Genomic DNA, 15,869 nt, shown 5'->3' with positions numbered 1-15,869 from the left:
ATTATACAATTTGACTCATTGATTTTATTAATGAGTTTAAGTTTTAATGCTGTTTTTAAGTTTATTTCTAGAAGGATATAAGTTATGATTAAGTCTTGATAGACTAACAATAAAATTATATTATATTTTCTGCCAGAAACCACCCTCATTCTTTATTGCTTCTTATTGAGAATGTATCTGAATCAATTTTCCTATCTAAAATTTGTTTTTTTATAGATAAATGTATTCTTTTACTCATTTTTCATCAATTTACCTCCGTAATCACCGTTTGTGACAGTCAAGGGTGCGGAATGTGGGATTATCAGAAACATTTCTCGGGGAATGTCTCCTGACAATTTCCCATACACTGATCGAGATTATAGTAAAGGGAGAGGCTCAGAGTCCACCAAAATAAGTATCGGGACTCGGCATAGTGGTAGTGCATTTGTTGTGAAAAGAGATGCCAATGAATTTGAATATGAGATTAGACAAGATAATTCAGTAGTTGAGAGGGGACAATTTTCTTCATTTGTCCGTGGAAGTTCTACTGTGTCAGAAATTCCTAGAGAAAAAAAGGAGGTTGATAAAGGATACTGTGCAGAATCAGGTAGAGGTTTGTTTTCCCCTTGTCGTCGCTGGGTAGAAAACAAAGTTAAAGAGTGTCCGAAAGACTAATATCTTATTGAACTAATTAGAGATTACGGAATCAACCTAAAACTTGCTTGTAGAGACGTTCCATGGAACGTCTCTATATTTTTGTGCCGATATGTCTAATAACTTATCTAGCCAGTTTAAGTTGTAAATTTAGCAATGGTAGGCAAAAGACAAGCAATTTTTTCATAAATTATTGAGGACTGCTATAATTTCCTCACTATAATGGGATTTAATTTTAGCTGCTTAATCAATGATCCCCGTATCGCTTTAGTATAGGTTGGTGTTAGCCATATTTCTCGCTACCCTATTAAATGAAATGACAACACAAAACTCTAAAACTCAGAACTGCTGTTGAATACAACGCCCATGAATCAACTGAACAATGGTTTTACAATATTTCTCAGTCTACTAGTGGAGGCGATGCCATTTTTACTGCTGGGTGTATTTTTATCCAGTCTATTACTATTATTTGTCGATGAAAGTAAATTGGTGGAGAAAATGCCCAGAAATCCCCTATTGGGGGCTTTATTTGGCAGTATGATCGGCTTTTTGTTTCCAGTTTGTGAGTGCGGTAATGTGCCTGTGGCCAGACGGCTATTGATGCAGGGAGTACCCACACCAGTAGCAATTGGCTTTTTATTAGCAGCACCGACAATTAACCCAATTGTCATTTGGTCAACTTGGACTGCATTCCGGGATCAACCAGAAATAGTAGTGTTAAGAGTGGTATTCTCCCTAGCCATTGCGACTATTATTGGTTTTATCTTCAGCTTTCAACCGGATTTAGTTCCCTTTCTGCAACCATCAATCGCCCGTTATCTCAAATTTAACCCCCCAGCACCACCGAAAACAACCCGCAGGGGACAACAATCTCAATTACAACCCCAAACTAATACACCGAATTTATTGCAATCGGGAACATATATCCTCGGCGGCAGAACAGGAGCATCACAACGCATAGACAATAATTACAGTGAAGTTGCGGCAATTTCTAACCTCAGTAAACCCTTATCAGAGAAACTCCGCTCCCTCTTAGATAATATTGTTCAAGAACTCCGGGAATTAGGCGGAGTCATGGTATTAGGAAGTGCGATCGCTGCCGCTACCCAAGTTTTAGCCCCCCGTGACTTGATTCTTAGTCTTGGGGCTGGGCCAATTAGCTCAATTTTAGCCATGCTAGTATTAGCAGCAGTTGTATCAATATGCTCTACAGTTGATGCCTTCTTTGCCCTATCTTTTGCTTCCACTTTTACTAGCGGGTCATTGTTAGCATTTTTAGTATTTGGACCGATGATTGATATTAAAGGTATTGGTTTGATGCTATCAATTTTTAAGCCAAAAGCCCTGATCTATCTATTTTTCTTAGCTGGACAATTGACGCTCTTATTCACCTTATTTCTGAATCTGCACGTGATCTAATTGAGATTCAGTCCCATTTTCATCAGAATTTTCTCCTTTACCTCGGAAATGTGGGGTGTGAGGTATAGGGTTTAAACTTGGGGAAAGTGAGAATATAGTAACTGAAGATTAAGAAAAAGGTAGTCAATAATTTCTGTTCATCTACTCCCTGCCCCCTGCCTCTATCATCTGTGACACCCAAAAATGCTGAATTCCCAAACTAAAGCCCCAAATAAACTCATCCCTTGGCTAGATGTATTAGCCATTACAGCTTGGGGTATTCTCATGTTGAAATATTGGCTAACAGGCAAACTCTACTTATTAATCCACCCGGACTTCTTTTGGTTAGTAGTTGTAGCTGGAATAGCCTTATTAATCATTGGTTTTTCCAAAGGATTGCAACTGTGGAAAAACCGTCACCGTCCCCAAATATCTAATCCTGGGCATATTAACTTATTTCCCCCTGGTTGGGGCAGTTTTTTACTACTAACAACGGCAATTTTAGGGTTAATGATTACACCCCGTGTCTTTGCCAGTCAAACAGCCCTAGATCGGGGTGTCACTGAATCAACAGGTGCTAGTCGCGCTCAACCTCAAGCATTTCGGGCTACAGTTCGCCCAGAAGAGCGATCGCTTGTAGACTGGGTACGCACACTGAATGTCTATCCTGAACCGGACTCATACACAGGGCAAAAGGCAAAAGTTCAGGGATTTGTGATTCATCAACCTAACGTCAGTGAAGAATATATATTTTTAGCCAGATTTGTTCTCAGTTGTTGTGCCGCAGATGCTTATCCCGTGGGATTACCAGTCCAAATATCTGGAACACGGCAACAGTATCCGCCTGATACATGGTTAGAAGTAGAAGGACAAATGACCACACAAACAGTCGCCGAAAAACGTCAATTAACAATCAAAGCCAACTCTCTGAAAAAAATTCCCCAACCTCAAAACCCTTACAGTTATTAGTCAGGATCATCAATCTAAAATCTAAAATCCAAAATCGTTAGATGAGCAAATCCTATAAACTTATACAACCATTAGACGGAATTGCGATCGCAGTCATGCTCCTCCTGAGTATGCTCATCGGATTGATCATCTGGAAAGGCGATGTAGTCAAACCTAGCGTCCGCAACTTTACCTGGGAAAACCAACAAATCGGCGCGGAGGATCTCTCCTTCTCCCTCACCTTTAGTCGGCCAATGGACTTCAAAAGCATTGAGGAGAACTTAAAAATAGATCCACCCCTAGCCGGGAAAATTAGTTGGACAGGCAGAAGAATGGTCTATACCCTCCTCACCCCAGCCCCTTACGGAACAACGTACCAAGTCAAATTAGAACAAGGCAAAGATAAATACTCTCAAGCCGAAGGGAAAAACCGCGTCATGCAGCCCTTTACAGGGAACTTCACCACCCGCAATCGCGCCATCCTTTATATTGGCTCTGCGCCAGAAATCCAAGGGCAGTTGGTACTTTATAATTTAACCCAAGAACAAAAAAAAGTCCTTACTCCCAAAGACTTAATTGTTATGGATTTTGAGCCATTCCCCAATGGTGAAAAAATCCTCTTCTCCGCCCGTTCCGCCAAAAATCCCGACCTCCTCTCCGCCCAACTTTATACAGTAACCACAGGCATACCTAATCAAATTGGTCAAGAAACAGCAGCCCCGGGTAAGGTTGACCTAATTTTAGATAACAAAGAATATCAAAACCTCAAATTTGACCTCTCCGCAGATGGACAAATCATCGTTATTCAAAGAGGTAAACGAGATAATCCCGGTGACTTTGCCCTCTGGTACTTATCCACCCAAAATGACAATTCCGGCGAAAAACCCACCCCAAAACGATTACAAGGACAACCAGGCGGAGATTTTCTGATCACACCCGACAGCAAAGCCGTAGCCGTTTCTCAAGGACAGGGAACAGCAATTGTATCCTTAGAAGGTAACAGCAGTAAACCCCTGGATTTTCTGCCTCAATTTGGCTTAGTACAAGCCTTCTCTAAAGACGGTTCACAGGCAGCAATGGTCAAATTTAACACCGACTATACAAGAGATTTGTTTTTAGTCACCAACCAAGGCGTACAAAAACAACTATTAAAAACAACAGGCTCAATTCTTAGCTGTCAGTTTGACCCAGCCTCCCCTAACCTTTACTGCTTAGTTACACAACTGGTTTCTAAAGAACAATACATAGAACAGCCTTACTTGGTATCCATTAACCTAAAAACAGGAGTACAAAAACCATTGCTACTCTTACCCGCTGCTCAACGCAATGTGCAAACCCATTTAGCCCCCGACGGTTTAGGCTTCTTATTTGACCAAGTAGTTCCCGTGACCAACAACACAGCCCAACTACCCGCTAACACCTTAAAAACAGATGACGGCGAACCCATTGCTAGTAGTAGTCTTTGGTTAATGCCTTTGCTACCCATCCCTGATAATATCAACATAGATATTAAACCAGAACAACTGCCATTAGTGGGCTTTCATCCCCATTGGCTACCTTAAGTAATTGACAATTGCCAACTGATAATTAACAATTGTCGAATATCAAGAGTCAATTTTTCTTTGTGTAAATAACTGATAACGGCTACGTATTTGTGAATCATCACAATATGACCGTGACAAATTTACCTCTAATCAAGCTAACGCCACGCTATCGGCCAACTACAGATTGTCAATGTGAAACCGTAGTTATGGAAAAATTGGAAGACAGCAACCAACAAGACTGGATTGCAGAACCTAATATTGATCAACAAGCACAGATCAACTTAGAATTTCAGCAATTACTCAAGTTAAATACAGAATTAACTACAGCTAATAATCATCTCTATGCTCAGGTAGAGCAGTTAAAAACCGAATTAGCTGAAGCCGAAAAGATTTTGCAATGGCACAAAACCCGGTCTAGTGTGACGGAATCTATGTTTAACCAACAAAATCAAGAACTTTCCGCTGGTCAAGAACAAATTCATTCCCTGTATCAGCAGTTAGAAACTGCTGTCCAAACTGTTCAACAACAAGAAATTTGTATTGAAAATTATCAAGCTAATTTGCAAATTAGCCAACAGCGGTTAGCACATTTGGAAAGAGAATGCTCGCTTCTGCAAGCTAACTACAGTCAAGAGTCCCAGCAGCTATTACACTCGGAAAATACCTGTCGTGAGTTGCGGGCTAGACTCATGCGTCAACAACGACAGACCATGCAGTTTAAATCGGCTCTGGAAAAATGTCTAGATACTCCCATTCCTAGCCATGAGAACCTGGAGGATCATATCCATCATCCCCATGATGTCATCCACAAACAAACCCGATTCTCCAGAAAAGCCCGGTCTTTGTTTCCCAACGCTCAACCTATTCGACCTTGGACAGGGGAAACAGATTCTGTGAATGAGTCTGTCAATAGTTCCTGGTTTAACTCTACAGTGACAACTTCGGAAAACTATACCCATCATCCAGAACCAGTCATTTCTGATCTTATACAGGTTAATGAAGCAACTATGCCCTCAACAACTGGAGATGATTCTGAACTATTATCTCTAGACCAACAACTGGAAGGGATAATTCATCGCTTTTTTATTACACCATTATCTGAAGAAACAGACCAGAGAACAGGGACAGATGCGAATATTCATCAAGGTGATACATCTCTTTTAGAAGCTTTAGTATCTAATTCAGAAAATCATCCACAACCAGAAATCATCATTCAACAGGATTTGCAGATGGAAATTGATCCTTATCCTAATACTGAAAATTCGGTAAAGGAAGATTTTACCATATCACTAATACAGGAATTACCAGTGGTTTCTCATTTCCGCAGCCATCAGATCCATACTGAGGAAATGGAAGATTATTGGTTAGACAATTCCCCAGCAACAGCATCTTTACCCACTAATGATATTTTGCCGGATTTATTGGATGATCATACATCTAATAATAAATCTGACAATAAATCGCCTTCACCATTGATTTATCCCCGACGACCACCCAAGGGACGCAAATCTTTAGCATCTGTAGAACTACCGAATTTTCAACCTAAGCACAAGTAGCTTTTTTTGGTGATAACCCACCTTTCGCACCCTAAACTGTCACACAAGGAAAATTGGTCGTTGGGAAATTTGGGACTAGCGAAATGCTTACAGCAGCACTTCGCTATAGCTATCTGAAATTTTCACATTTTTGTATAAAAATCATCCTTTTAAGTATTGAAAAATCCGAAATTACCGATTGTGATACCAAGGGTGCGGAAGGTGGGTTCTAAATCAAACCTTTTATCCGAGGATTATTCAAAAACTCCTGACTATCTTTTATCAACTTATCACCCCAATTATTTTCTTTTAGAAACTCAATCTTCCCAAAACGTTTATCTAATTTTAAAGCCGTTTCTCCCGATTTTAAACCCGCTTCTTTATCGCCTTTGGCATACAAAGCTACACCTAAAGCTAGATGTGCTTCTGCAAAATTGCTATTGATTTTTATCGCATTTCGCCAATAATTAATTGCTGTTTCTACTTCTCCCATTTCATAGGAAACTATGCCTAAATTAGTGTATGCTTCAGGATATTCAGGTTTGATTTTAATAGTTTGAGTCCAATCACTTATTGCTTGTTGGTAGTCTTTTAATTTATAGTTTGCAAAACCTCTACTGTAGTAGTAATCAGCATTTTTCGGGTCAAGTTTAATGGCTTGAGTGAGATCATCAATTGCCTGTTTATAGTCTTTTGACTCAGAGTACGCAACACCTCGAACATGATAAGCACCAGCGAAATCGGGTTTTAATTTAATGGCTTGAGTGTAATCATTAATTGCCTGTTTGTAGTCTTTCAATTGTAAATAAGCATCACCCCTAGTACCATAGTATATTGCATTTTTAGGATCAAGTTGAATGGCCTGATTATAATCATCAATTGCCAGTTTGTATTCTTTCAATTGTAAATAAGCATGACCCCGAACGGCGTATGGATTGGCATTTTTAGGGTCAAGTTTAATTGCTTGGGTGTAGTCATCAATCGCCTGTTTGTAGTCTTTTAACTGCAAATAAGAATAACCTCGATTGGTGTAGTAGCTGGCATTTTTAGGGTCAAGTTTAATAGATTGAGTTAAATCATCAATCGCCTGTTTGTAGTCTTTTAACTGCAAATAAGAATAACCTCGATTGGCGTATAGATTGGCATTTTTCAGGTCAAGTTTAATTGCTTGGGTGTAATCATCAATTGCCTGTTTATAGTCTTTTAACTGCAAATAAGAATCACCTCGAGCGGCGTATGGATTGGCATTTTTCGGGTCAAGTTTAATTGCTTGGCTGTAATTATTAATCGCTTGTTTGTAGTCTTCTAATGTACGATAGGCATTACCCCGCTGATAGTAGGCTTGGGGATAGTCTGGTTTAAGTTTAATGGCTTGACTGTAATCATCAATTGCTTGTTTGTAGTCTTCTAATGTACGATAGGCAATACCCCGCCGATAGTAGGCTTGGGGATAGTCTGATTTAAGTTTAATGGCTTGACTGTAATCATCAATTGCTTGTTTGTAGTCTTCTAATAAATGGTGAGCAATACCCCGCCGATAGTAGGCTTGGGGATAGTCTGGTTTGAGTTTAATGGCTTGGGTATAATCATCAATTGCCTGTTTGTAGCCTTCTAATGTAGCATAAGCAAAACCCCTAGCACGATAGTATTCTGCATTTTTAGGCTCAATTTTAATTGCTTGGGTGTAATCATCAATAGCCTGTTTATAGTCTTTTAACTGCAAATAAGCATCACCACGATTGGCGTATAGATTGACATTTTTGGGGTCAATTTTAATGCCTTGGGTGTAATCATCAATTGCCTGTTTGTACTCTTTTAACTCAGAGTATACAACACCCCTAATACCATAGTATATTACATTTTCGGGGTCAATTTTAATAGCTTGAGTGAAATCATCAATTGCCTGTTTGTAATCTTCCAATGTAGCATAAGCAAAACCCCTAGCACGATAGTATGTTGCATTTTTAGGTTCGATTTTAATTGCTTGAGTTAAAAAAGCTATAATCTGGTTAGGAGCAATGCGAATTCCTTCAGTATAATCAGCCATACCCTGTTTTTCTTCTTTCAACTTAAAATGGTTATCACCACGGTTTAAGTATAAGACTGCCTTGACAAAATCGTTATGACACAAGCGAACAGCTTCAGTATAATCAGCTATAGCTTTTTTATAGTCTTTCGATAAAGAGTAGGCTTCAGCCCGACTCCGGTAATATTCGTAGTAGAATGTATTTTTGGGAGCAATGCGAATAGCTTCAGTGAAATCGGATATAGCATTTTTATAGTCTTTTAATCCTAAATAAGCATTACCCCGATTTTTGTAACCATCAGCATCCTTTGGTTCAATGTTAACGGCTCTTTTGTAATCAGCTATAGCTTTGTTTTCATCATTTAATAAAGAGTAAGCATTACCCCGACTAATGTAGTATTCGGCATTGTTGGGAGCGAGACGAATAGCTTCCGTGTAATCCGCTACAGTCTTTTTATAGTCTTTTAAGGAAGAGTAAACATTACCCCGATTACCGTAGGATTCGGCACTATCAGGAGCAAGACGAATAGCTTCATTGAAATCAGCTACAACCTTTTGATATTCACCTAATGAAAAATAAGTATAAGCCCGTATAGTATAGGCATAAGCATGAGGGTAAATTTTAATAGATTGATCTAAAGTATCAATCGCTTCAGGAAAACGCTGTAACCACCACAATCCAATACCTCGCAAAACGTAAAGATCAAACTGATTAGGACTCAGAGCGATAGCTTTGTCTATAGATACCAATGCTTCTGAATATTTATCTGAAGCGAATAGCCATTTAGCACGCTCTTTCCAAGCTTGAGCAAAGTTGGGATTAATTTCCAACGCTTTATCAAAAGCAGCAATGGATTCTGGATATTTTTGTTCCTCACTAAATATCATCCCCTTGAGATACCAAGCTTGATAAAAATCCGGTTTTTTCGCAATCGTTTTATCAACAGCTTTTCTCGCTTCTGCATATTTTTGAGAACGCCATAGTTGATTAGCATAATTTAGCCATGATATTTCATTATCGCTATTTTTAGGAACTTCATCCAATGGTAATAAATATTTACTAATTAAATCCTCTTCTGTTTTATTTAGTGTAGCTGGTACAGTAGTTTCGACTTTTAACTGTGAATCTATTCCTACCTGTTGAACTAAATTTAAAAATGTACTAATGGGAATACCAGAACTTTGACCTAAATTGATTTCACCATCAAAATCTAGTGATGTTTCACCTTCCACTCTGCCATGAATACCAATTAATCTTCCTTGGGTATCTAAAACCGCGCCGCCACTCATTCCTCCTTTAGTAATATTACTATAAAGTAGATCATAACCATCACTTAAAACAGTTTGTATTCGAGCAGGTGTTATGGAACTTTGATTATTTAAGCTTAGATAACTATTCAACTTAATGCTTACTTGTTTTCTCAAAATTCCTGCTGTCAAAATCCGATTAGGTTTGTTTTTATTTTGTTGTTTATTACCAGGAAAACCAGAAACAAACACTTTTTGATTTTCAGTATTTAAACTATATTTTGCTAAAGTTGCAACTTGATATTTTTGATTACTGGTAAATTGAACAACAGCTAAATCAACTCCAGGCATTCTTTTCGCATTGCTGATATTTATAGCATATCTTTGATTATCCGGTGCGACTATTTCTAACTTATCTTTTAATTTTTTTTCATCACGATTCCAGATAACATGATCCGCAGTCAACACATAATAAATATTACCTTTCTGGGCAATAATTACCCCGGAACCCATATCTGTGGGGTTAGCATTAGGAATTAAAACCGTAATTTCTTGGGCAATTTTATCAATATCATTAATCAAACCTTTTTTCGCTATCAAAGCAGAATCATCAATCTTTTTAGGCGATTTAGCAATAACTTCATTGACTACTTTAGCGACACTATAAATTGGTACACCCCAACTATATTGACGCATTTGCTGACGTTCCGCTGCACTGGGTTTACTATTATCAATATAGGTATATATTTTATCAGAAATAGGATAGGCATGAACGGCATTAATACCAATAACTTCACCTTGATAATTTAATATGGGTCCGCCACTCATTCCTGGTTGAACTTTATTGCTGTAACCTATACGATAACCTCTTTGAAAACTCTTATCTGGTAACAGAGAAATTTGTCCTTCTGTGAAAACTAATTTAGCACTATCATTGACAAATCCAGCCGCGACAATTTTTTGTTCTACTGCTATAGGTGCGGAAATTCCTAAAGTAGCGATGGTATATTCTACTGTTGATTGAAACTGGAATAAAGCCACATCTTGATTTTTTAAAGATGCTGGTTTTTCTTTAATGACATTAGCAGGATATATTTTTCCATCTGGTGTTTGAATGCGATAAGATGCACCTGGATTCATCACATGATCATTAGTTAAAATAGTGTAATTATTACCATTTTTGGCAATTAAAGTTCCTGAAGCACTGCCATTTTTAGTTAATATTTTCACAGTGATTGATTTAGCTAAAGCTTGTAATTGTGCTGAGGTTAATAGTTTTTTTGTAGGTTCTTGTGCGGTAACTAGTTGAGGAGAAATCAATAACAATTGCTGAGGAATAGTTAATAAAGCGGTTGTGCAAATGAGGGTAAAAAATAGGTGTTTCATGATCTTTTTTTGTTTGAGTAAATTAGGAGATGAATATAAGTAGGTTGGGTTGAGGAACGAAACCCAACACTTCTTGACAACTTCTTTAAGTAGGTTGGGTTGAGGAAAGAAACCCAACACTTCTTGATAACTTCTTTAAATTAGTTGGGTTTCACTTCGTTCTACCCAACCTACAATTTTTGAGAATCTGGTGCTTGAATGCGATAAGATTCACCTGGATTGATTACATGATCATTAGTTAAATAAGTAGGTTGGGTTGAGGAACGAAACCCAACACTTCTTGATAACTTCTTTAAGTAGGTTGGGTTGAGGAACGAAACCCAACACTTCTTGATAACTTCCTTAAATTAGTTGGGTTTCACTTCGTTCTACCCAACCTACAATTTTTGAGAATCTTCTTTATTGCATTTTATTCGCTGGTGGTGTATTGAGGAATTGGCGAATATCAATGTAAAATTTATCTTCTCCAGAACTTTGTGCAATAGGTACTGTCGTAGCACTGCCAAACCAGAGTTTGTTTAACTGTTTGAGAACATCCCTAGACTTGTCCTGAGGTCGCAATGTAAATAATACAGTATCACAACCACCATCAATTGAACTCACAGAACAAATTACTTTGCTCCCATTTTGAAAACCATTGGTAACGTAATTAAGACTGCCGTTATTAAAAGCTGTTTGGAAGTTATCAGAAACTTTTTGACAACGTTGTTGTGGTTTAACTCCTCCTAAAACAGATGTCCAAGTCACCATTGCTTTTTGGAAATTTGGTGTCCAAAGAAAAGTAGTAGGAACAGACTTTCCATTTTCGGAGTAACGACTTGTAGAACAGATAAAGCGAATTTGATTATTAGCATCTTCTTGAGCAAAAACAGGAGTAGATGCTAATGTGGTGGTTAAGAATAGTGTGGTTAATAATGTTAATTTCATCATTTCTTAAATCTCCTAATTTGGGAAAGGTACATTTAATTTCTGTGGGGTGGGCATCCTGCCTGTTCAGATAGACAAACTAGCTAGAAGCCTATACCAAGCTAAATTCTCAACAGACTATTAGCGCCGTAAACGGGAAATATTTCCCTGACGAATTGCCGTTAAGAAAGGTTGTATTTTATTTACCAGGATGGCAATACTAATACCACTATTGCTGCCATTTCTATCAAGTTGAATAGCAGTATTTACGCCAATAACTTGGGCTTGGGAATTGAGAAGTGGACCACCAGAATTACCGGGATTAATTCTAGCATCATGTTTAATTATACCATCTTGCTCGTCAAGATTGCTCAAAACACCGGCAGTAAAATTATTTAGATTGCCATAGCCAAAGGGACTACCAATAGCATATACAGACTGTCCCACTTGGGCTGATTTTGCTAAAGATAATGTGGGTAAATTCTTCTGGTTACGAATTTTAATGGCTGCTAAATCTATTCCATTTTTAGCAAAGCCAATCACGTTAGCAGGAAGTCGTTTCCCGTCTTCTAAAACTACAGTAACGGTTGCGGGTGCATCTTGCAAAACGTGAGCATTAGTAATAATTAACCCGTCAGAACTAACAATAAAGCCACTGCCGCTTGATTTACCTGTGTTGATATAAACTACGGCTGGACTGGCTTTTTGATTCACTCGAATGCGCGTTTGTTCTTCCGAGTTTTGGGCTATGACAGGGTTGGAATGATGATTTGGTTGGGGAAATGCCAAGCCATTTGGTGATGCTAGAGCCTGTACGGATAAAACAGCAAGCCCTGTAACTGCTATCAGATATGGTTTTCTGTTCATTGGTGAACTTGGTATAGACTAAGGTAGCTAAGTAGAACGGCTTGAATAATTCAAAGTTTGTAGTGAGGAATTTATTCCTCATTTGAGGGCTGAAGCCCTCACTACGAAATCATCTCCAGATTTTTTACATTACTTAATCTACTTTGATTTATTTTCGTCTACTTACTTATGACATTGTATTTAGAAGATTATCCAGGATAAATGACAAAATTGAACTGTTGTTACCATTTTTGTAACAGCCTCTCATTGTGGGCATATTTGGCTCTTGCGTCTCTTTGATGGTGATTGAGGATTGATTATAACAAAACCCTTGCGGGACAAGGGTTCTGAACAATTATCTCTATATTTTCAATGAAATGCCCACACAATAAGAGGTTGTTTGAAAAGTATTAGATGAAACCAACAATCTCCGAAACCTAACCCCCCTTCCCCCCTTCCCTACAAGGGAATGGGGGTTTCAAAGCCTCTCCCCGCGTCGGGGAGAGGTTTGGAGAGGGGTTTATTGATACATTAAAAACTTTTCAAACATCCTCTAAGAGGTTGTTTGAAAAGTATTAGATGAAACCGATAATCTCCAAAAACCTAACCCCCCAGCCCCCCTTCCCTACGTTAGCGCAGCGTGCCGAAGGCTGGGAAGGGGGGTTTCAAAGCCTCTCCCCGCTTAGGGGAGAGGTTTGGAGAGGGGTTTATTGATACATTAAAAACTTTTCAAACATCCTCTAAGGCCGCCATTGATTTTGAACCAGGTTTTCGATAAAAAGAACCGAATAACCGCATATTTTAGAAAATTAAATATTACAGCGGTTTCCGCTCTTATGAGGTACAAAGTTGAATCATGAAACTCTTGTAGTGCGGGCATCTTGCCCGCTGGATATGTACCTCATAACACCGGAAAGTGCTGTATCTTTAATTAATATTTTCGCTCTTTTGGTGCAAACATTGTGATTGTGACGGGACGATATTGAATATCAATTCCTGTGGGTGAATAATAAGCCATTGTGTGTTGTAAAAACTTATTATCATCTCTTTCGGCAAAGTCTTCTCTAAAGTGTGCGCCGCGACTTTCTTGGCGGTTGAGGGCGGAAGTTAAAATGGTTTGTCCAACTACCATTAAACTTTGCAATTCTAAGGCTTCAACTAATTCTGTATTCCAGCTTTTTCCTTTGTCATCTAAATATATTTGTGAATATTTTTGTTGTAGTTGGGCGATTTTTTCTAATCCCTGACGCATTACTTCGTCGGTGCGGAAAACGCCACAATTTTCAGTCATATTATCTTGAAAAGCTTGACGGATTTGATTAATTCTGTACTGTCCTGGTTGGTCTATTAAGAGTTGTATTTGTTGTTTGGCTTCGTTGATGTAGCGTGTTTCATCTATGGATGGTAATTGCCGATTTTGGACATAATTAGCGATCGCTGCTCCAGTCCTTTTACCATAAACTACACATTCTAATAAGGAGTTACTACCGAGACGATTTGCACCGTGAACAGACACACAAGCAGTTTCCCCAGCCGCAAAAAAGCCTTCGACAAAACTATCATTATTACTTCTAACTTGTCCGTCAGTGTTGACAGGAATACCACCCATACAATAATGATTGGTAGGACGAACCGGCATCGGTTGAGTTACAGCATCTACACCAAGCAAACGATGTGCTTCTTCCCAACAGAAGGGAACACGACTCATGATTTTTTCCTTACCCAGATGGCGTAAATCCAGATAGACAAAGGGACCACCCGCGCTACCATCAGTATTCACTCCACGACCAGCCCGGATTTCATAGGTAATTGCCCGTGAGGTAATATCACGAGGGGCTAATTCCATGCGACTGGGGGCGTAATTAGCCATAAAGCGATCGCCATCGGCATTAATCAAATATGCCCCTTCACCGCGCACAGCCTCGGAAATCAGCACCCCCACAGGATACAAACCCGTAGGATGAAACTGGACAAACTCCATATCTGCCAAAGGTAAACCAGCCAAAGCTGTCATCGCCAAACCATCACCAGTAGAAGCATAATCATTAGAAGTCGTGTTATAAACCCGACCATAGCCCCCCGTAGCAAACATCACAGCCTTCGCCCGTAACACCTCAATATGCCCATCCAACAGGTGAAACATCACCACACCCTTCGCCTGGCCATCCTCCAAAATCAGGCGCATTACATACCATTCTTCGTAAATCTGCACCCCATAACGGCGCAAATTATTCACCAACTCATGTAAGATTGCATGACCAGTTTTATCAGCCGCATAACAAGTGCGGTTGTGAGAATGTCCACCAAAAGCCCGTTGAGCAATCCGACCATCAGGTAAACGAGAAAACAATACCCCCAGATGTTCCAAATCAATCACCACATCCGGTGCTTCCTGAGTCAAAATTGCCACCGCATCTTGATCCGCCAAATAATCGGAACCCTTGACAGTATCAAAAGCGTGAGCTTCCCAAGAATCCGTACCATCCACATTTTTTAAAGAAGCCGCCATACCACCTTGAGCAGCCACCGAATGAGAGCGAATTGGGTGAGTTTTGGCAACTACCGCTACCTTTAAACTAGGGTCAGTCCGGGCAATTTCCACCGCAGCCCGACAGCCAGCCAAACCACCACCAACAATAATTACATCATGTTCAAGCATCATCAACCACCGATTAAAAAAAAATTCCCCATCTACAAGACAGGGTAATAGAGAAATTGTAAATTTGACATCTGGTGCAAAAAAATGTAGAGACGCTTCATGTAACTTCTCTACAAGGGTTGTAGCAAACACACATTTAATTTTTACCAAATGTCTATTGGTGAAATCCCCTTTAGCTAGTTACTTGGACTGGGTTTTGTGAAATACTACTTTGTATTGATTCTGTCTTGGTTTTTGGCTCTACAGCATTGAGTTCAATATTATTTAATAAAGTCGTCACAAAGGCGAAAAGTAAAAAAGGTAGAGATAAAAGAACCACAAGACCTACCGTAGCTAAAGCGTATACAGGTCTTTTTGCGCCCATTAGTGCTAAAGCTGATGCCAAGCTAATAGTAATCGTAATTAACCAAACAATAATTTGACCGTAAATATCACCAAAAGTTAAGGTACAGACAAAGCGATAGTTTTGAATATTATTTGTGTTCATTTTAAAACTGGCCTCAATTTTGTCCTATAGCTTCTACCTTAAATCTATGTTTGCCTCAAGAACAATTTCTCAATATATTTCCAAGGTTTGTAATATTACTTTACAAAAAACTAATGTTCAGTCACATCCCCTGGGAAATTGTCAATTAATGTGTTTTATATATAACCATTTATACAGAGAACACGGTTAAAAAGAAAGTTTCTTCTATACAAAATTCGCCAAAGGCGATCGCTCGACTGACAGAATCAAACCG

Annotated in this window: 10 protein-coding genes; 5 read left to right on the top strand and 5 right to left on the bottom strand. The window is 38.9% G+C overall.

Going from position 1 to position 15,869, the window contains the following annotated elements; genetic code table 11:
- Positions 1-429: 429 nt before the first annotated feature.
- From AN486_RS14135 to AN486_RS14115, 5 genes are all read left to right on the top strand, one after another.
- Positions 430-654, top strand: coding sequence for a hypothetical protein (locus AN486_RS14135; RefSeq protein ID WP_290601181.1), 225 nt, complete (start codon positions 430-432; stop codon positions 652-654).
- Positions 655-999: 345 nt separating this feature from the next.
- Entirely contained in the window at positions 1,000-2,052 is a 1,053-nt protein-coding gene (locus AN486_RS14130) for a permease (protein ID WP_290601179.1), read from the top strand.
- 183 nt (positions 2,053-2,235) lie between these two features.
- On the top strand, positions 2,236-3,000 hold the full coding sequence (locus AN486_RS14125; protein WP_290601177.1) for a TIGR03943 family protein: 765 nt from the start codon (positions 2,236-2,238) through the stop codon (positions 2,998-3,000).
- 41 nt (positions 3,001-3,041) lie between these two features.
- Positions 3,042-4,541 (top strand): Ig-like domain-containing protein, encoded by a 1,500-nt coding sequence (locus AN486_RS14120; RefSeq protein WP_039203803.1) that lies wholly within the window; start codon positions 3,042-3,044, stop codon positions 4,539-4,541.
- A gap of 107 nt (positions 4,542-4,648) precedes the next feature.
- Positions 4,649-6,079: a hypothetical protein gene (locus AN486_RS14115; RefSeq protein ID WP_290601175.1), complete on the top strand. Its 1,431-nt coding sequence runs from the start codon at positions 4,649-4,651 to the stop codon at positions 6,077-6,079.
- Positions 6,080-6,287: 208 nt separating this feature from the next.
- Here the strand turns inward: AN486_RS14115 and AN486_RS14110 are convergent, their stop codons facing one another.
- From AN486_RS14110 to AN486_RS14090, 5 genes are all read right to left on the bottom strand, one after another.
- Entirely contained in the window at positions 6,288-10,718 is a 4,431-nt protein-coding gene (locus AN486_RS14110) for a serine protease (RefSeq protein WP_290601173.1), read from the bottom strand.
- A 399-nt stretch (positions 10,719-11,117) separates the two neighbouring features.
- The gene (locus AN486_RS14105; protein WP_290601171.1) at positions 11,118-11,648 is read right to left on the bottom strand and encodes a COP23 domain-containing protein; all 531 of its coding nucleotides are present in this window, start codon (positions 11,646-11,648) and stop codon (positions 11,118-11,120) included.
- Between the two features lie 117 nt (positions 11,649-11,765).
- On the bottom strand, positions 11,766-12,491 hold the full coding sequence (locus AN486_RS14100) for a trypsin-like peptidase domain-containing protein (RefSeq protein WP_290601169.1): 726 nt from the start codon (positions 12,489-12,491) through the stop codon (positions 11,766-11,768).
- 910 nt (positions 12,492-13,401) lie between these two features.
- Entirely contained in the window at positions 13,402-15,129 is a 1,728-nt protein-coding gene (locus tag AN486_RS14095; protein ID WP_053541280.1) for a succinate dehydrogenase/fumarate reductase flavoprotein subunit, read from the bottom strand.
- Between the two features lie 172 nt (positions 15,130-15,301).
- A complete protein-coding gene (locus AN486_RS14090) occupies positions 15,302-15,616 on the bottom strand; it encodes a hypothetical protein (protein WP_039203801.1) in 315 nt (104 codons plus the stop codon).
- Between the last annotated feature and the right edge of the window lie 253 nt (positions 15,617-15,869).

Source organism: Anabaena sp. AL93, assembly GCF_001672085.1.
In the GTDB taxonomy this organism is placed as follows: Bacteria; Cyanobacteriota; Cyanobacteriia; order Cyanobacteriales; family Nostocaceae; genus Dolichospermum; species Dolichospermum heterosporum.
This window is presented reverse-complemented; position numbering and strand designations above follow the sequence as displayed.

Bases quoted from the DNA above. Each gene is read 5' to 3' on its own strand.
- AN486_RS14130 (WP_290601179.1), top strand. From the start codon at position 1,000: ATGAATCAACTGAACAATGGTTTTACAATATTTCTCAGTCTACTAGTG.
- AN486_RS14125 (WP_290601177.1), top strand. From the start codon at position 2,236: ATGCTGAATTCCCAAACTAAAGCCCCAAATAAACTCATCCCTTGGCTA.
- AN486_RS14120 (WP_039203803.1), top strand. From the start codon at position 3,042: ATGAGCAAATCCTATAAACTTATACAACCATTAGACGGAATTGCGATC.
- AN486_RS14115 (WP_290601175.1), top strand. From the start codon at position 4,649: ATGACCGTGACAAATTTACCTCTAATCAAGCTAACGCCACGCTATCGG.
- AN486_RS14110 (WP_290601173.1), bottom strand. From the start codon at position 10,718: ATGAAACACCTATTTTTTACCCTCATTTGCACAACCGCTTTATTAACT.
- AN486_RS14105 (WP_290601171.1), bottom strand. From the start codon at position 11,648: ATGATGAAATTAACATTATTAACCACACTATTCTTAACCACCACATTA.
- AN486_RS14100 (WP_290601169.1), bottom strand. From the start codon at position 12,491: ATGAACAGAAAACCATATCTGATAGCAGTTACAGGGCTTGCTGTTTTA.
- AN486_RS14095 (WP_053541280.1), bottom strand. From the start codon at position 15,129: ATGCTTGAACATGATGTAATTATTGTTGGTGGTGGTTTGGCTGGCTGT.
- AN486_RS14090 (WP_039203801.1), bottom strand. From the start codon at position 15,616: ATGAACACAAATAATATTCAAAACTATCGCTTTGTCTGTACCTTAACT.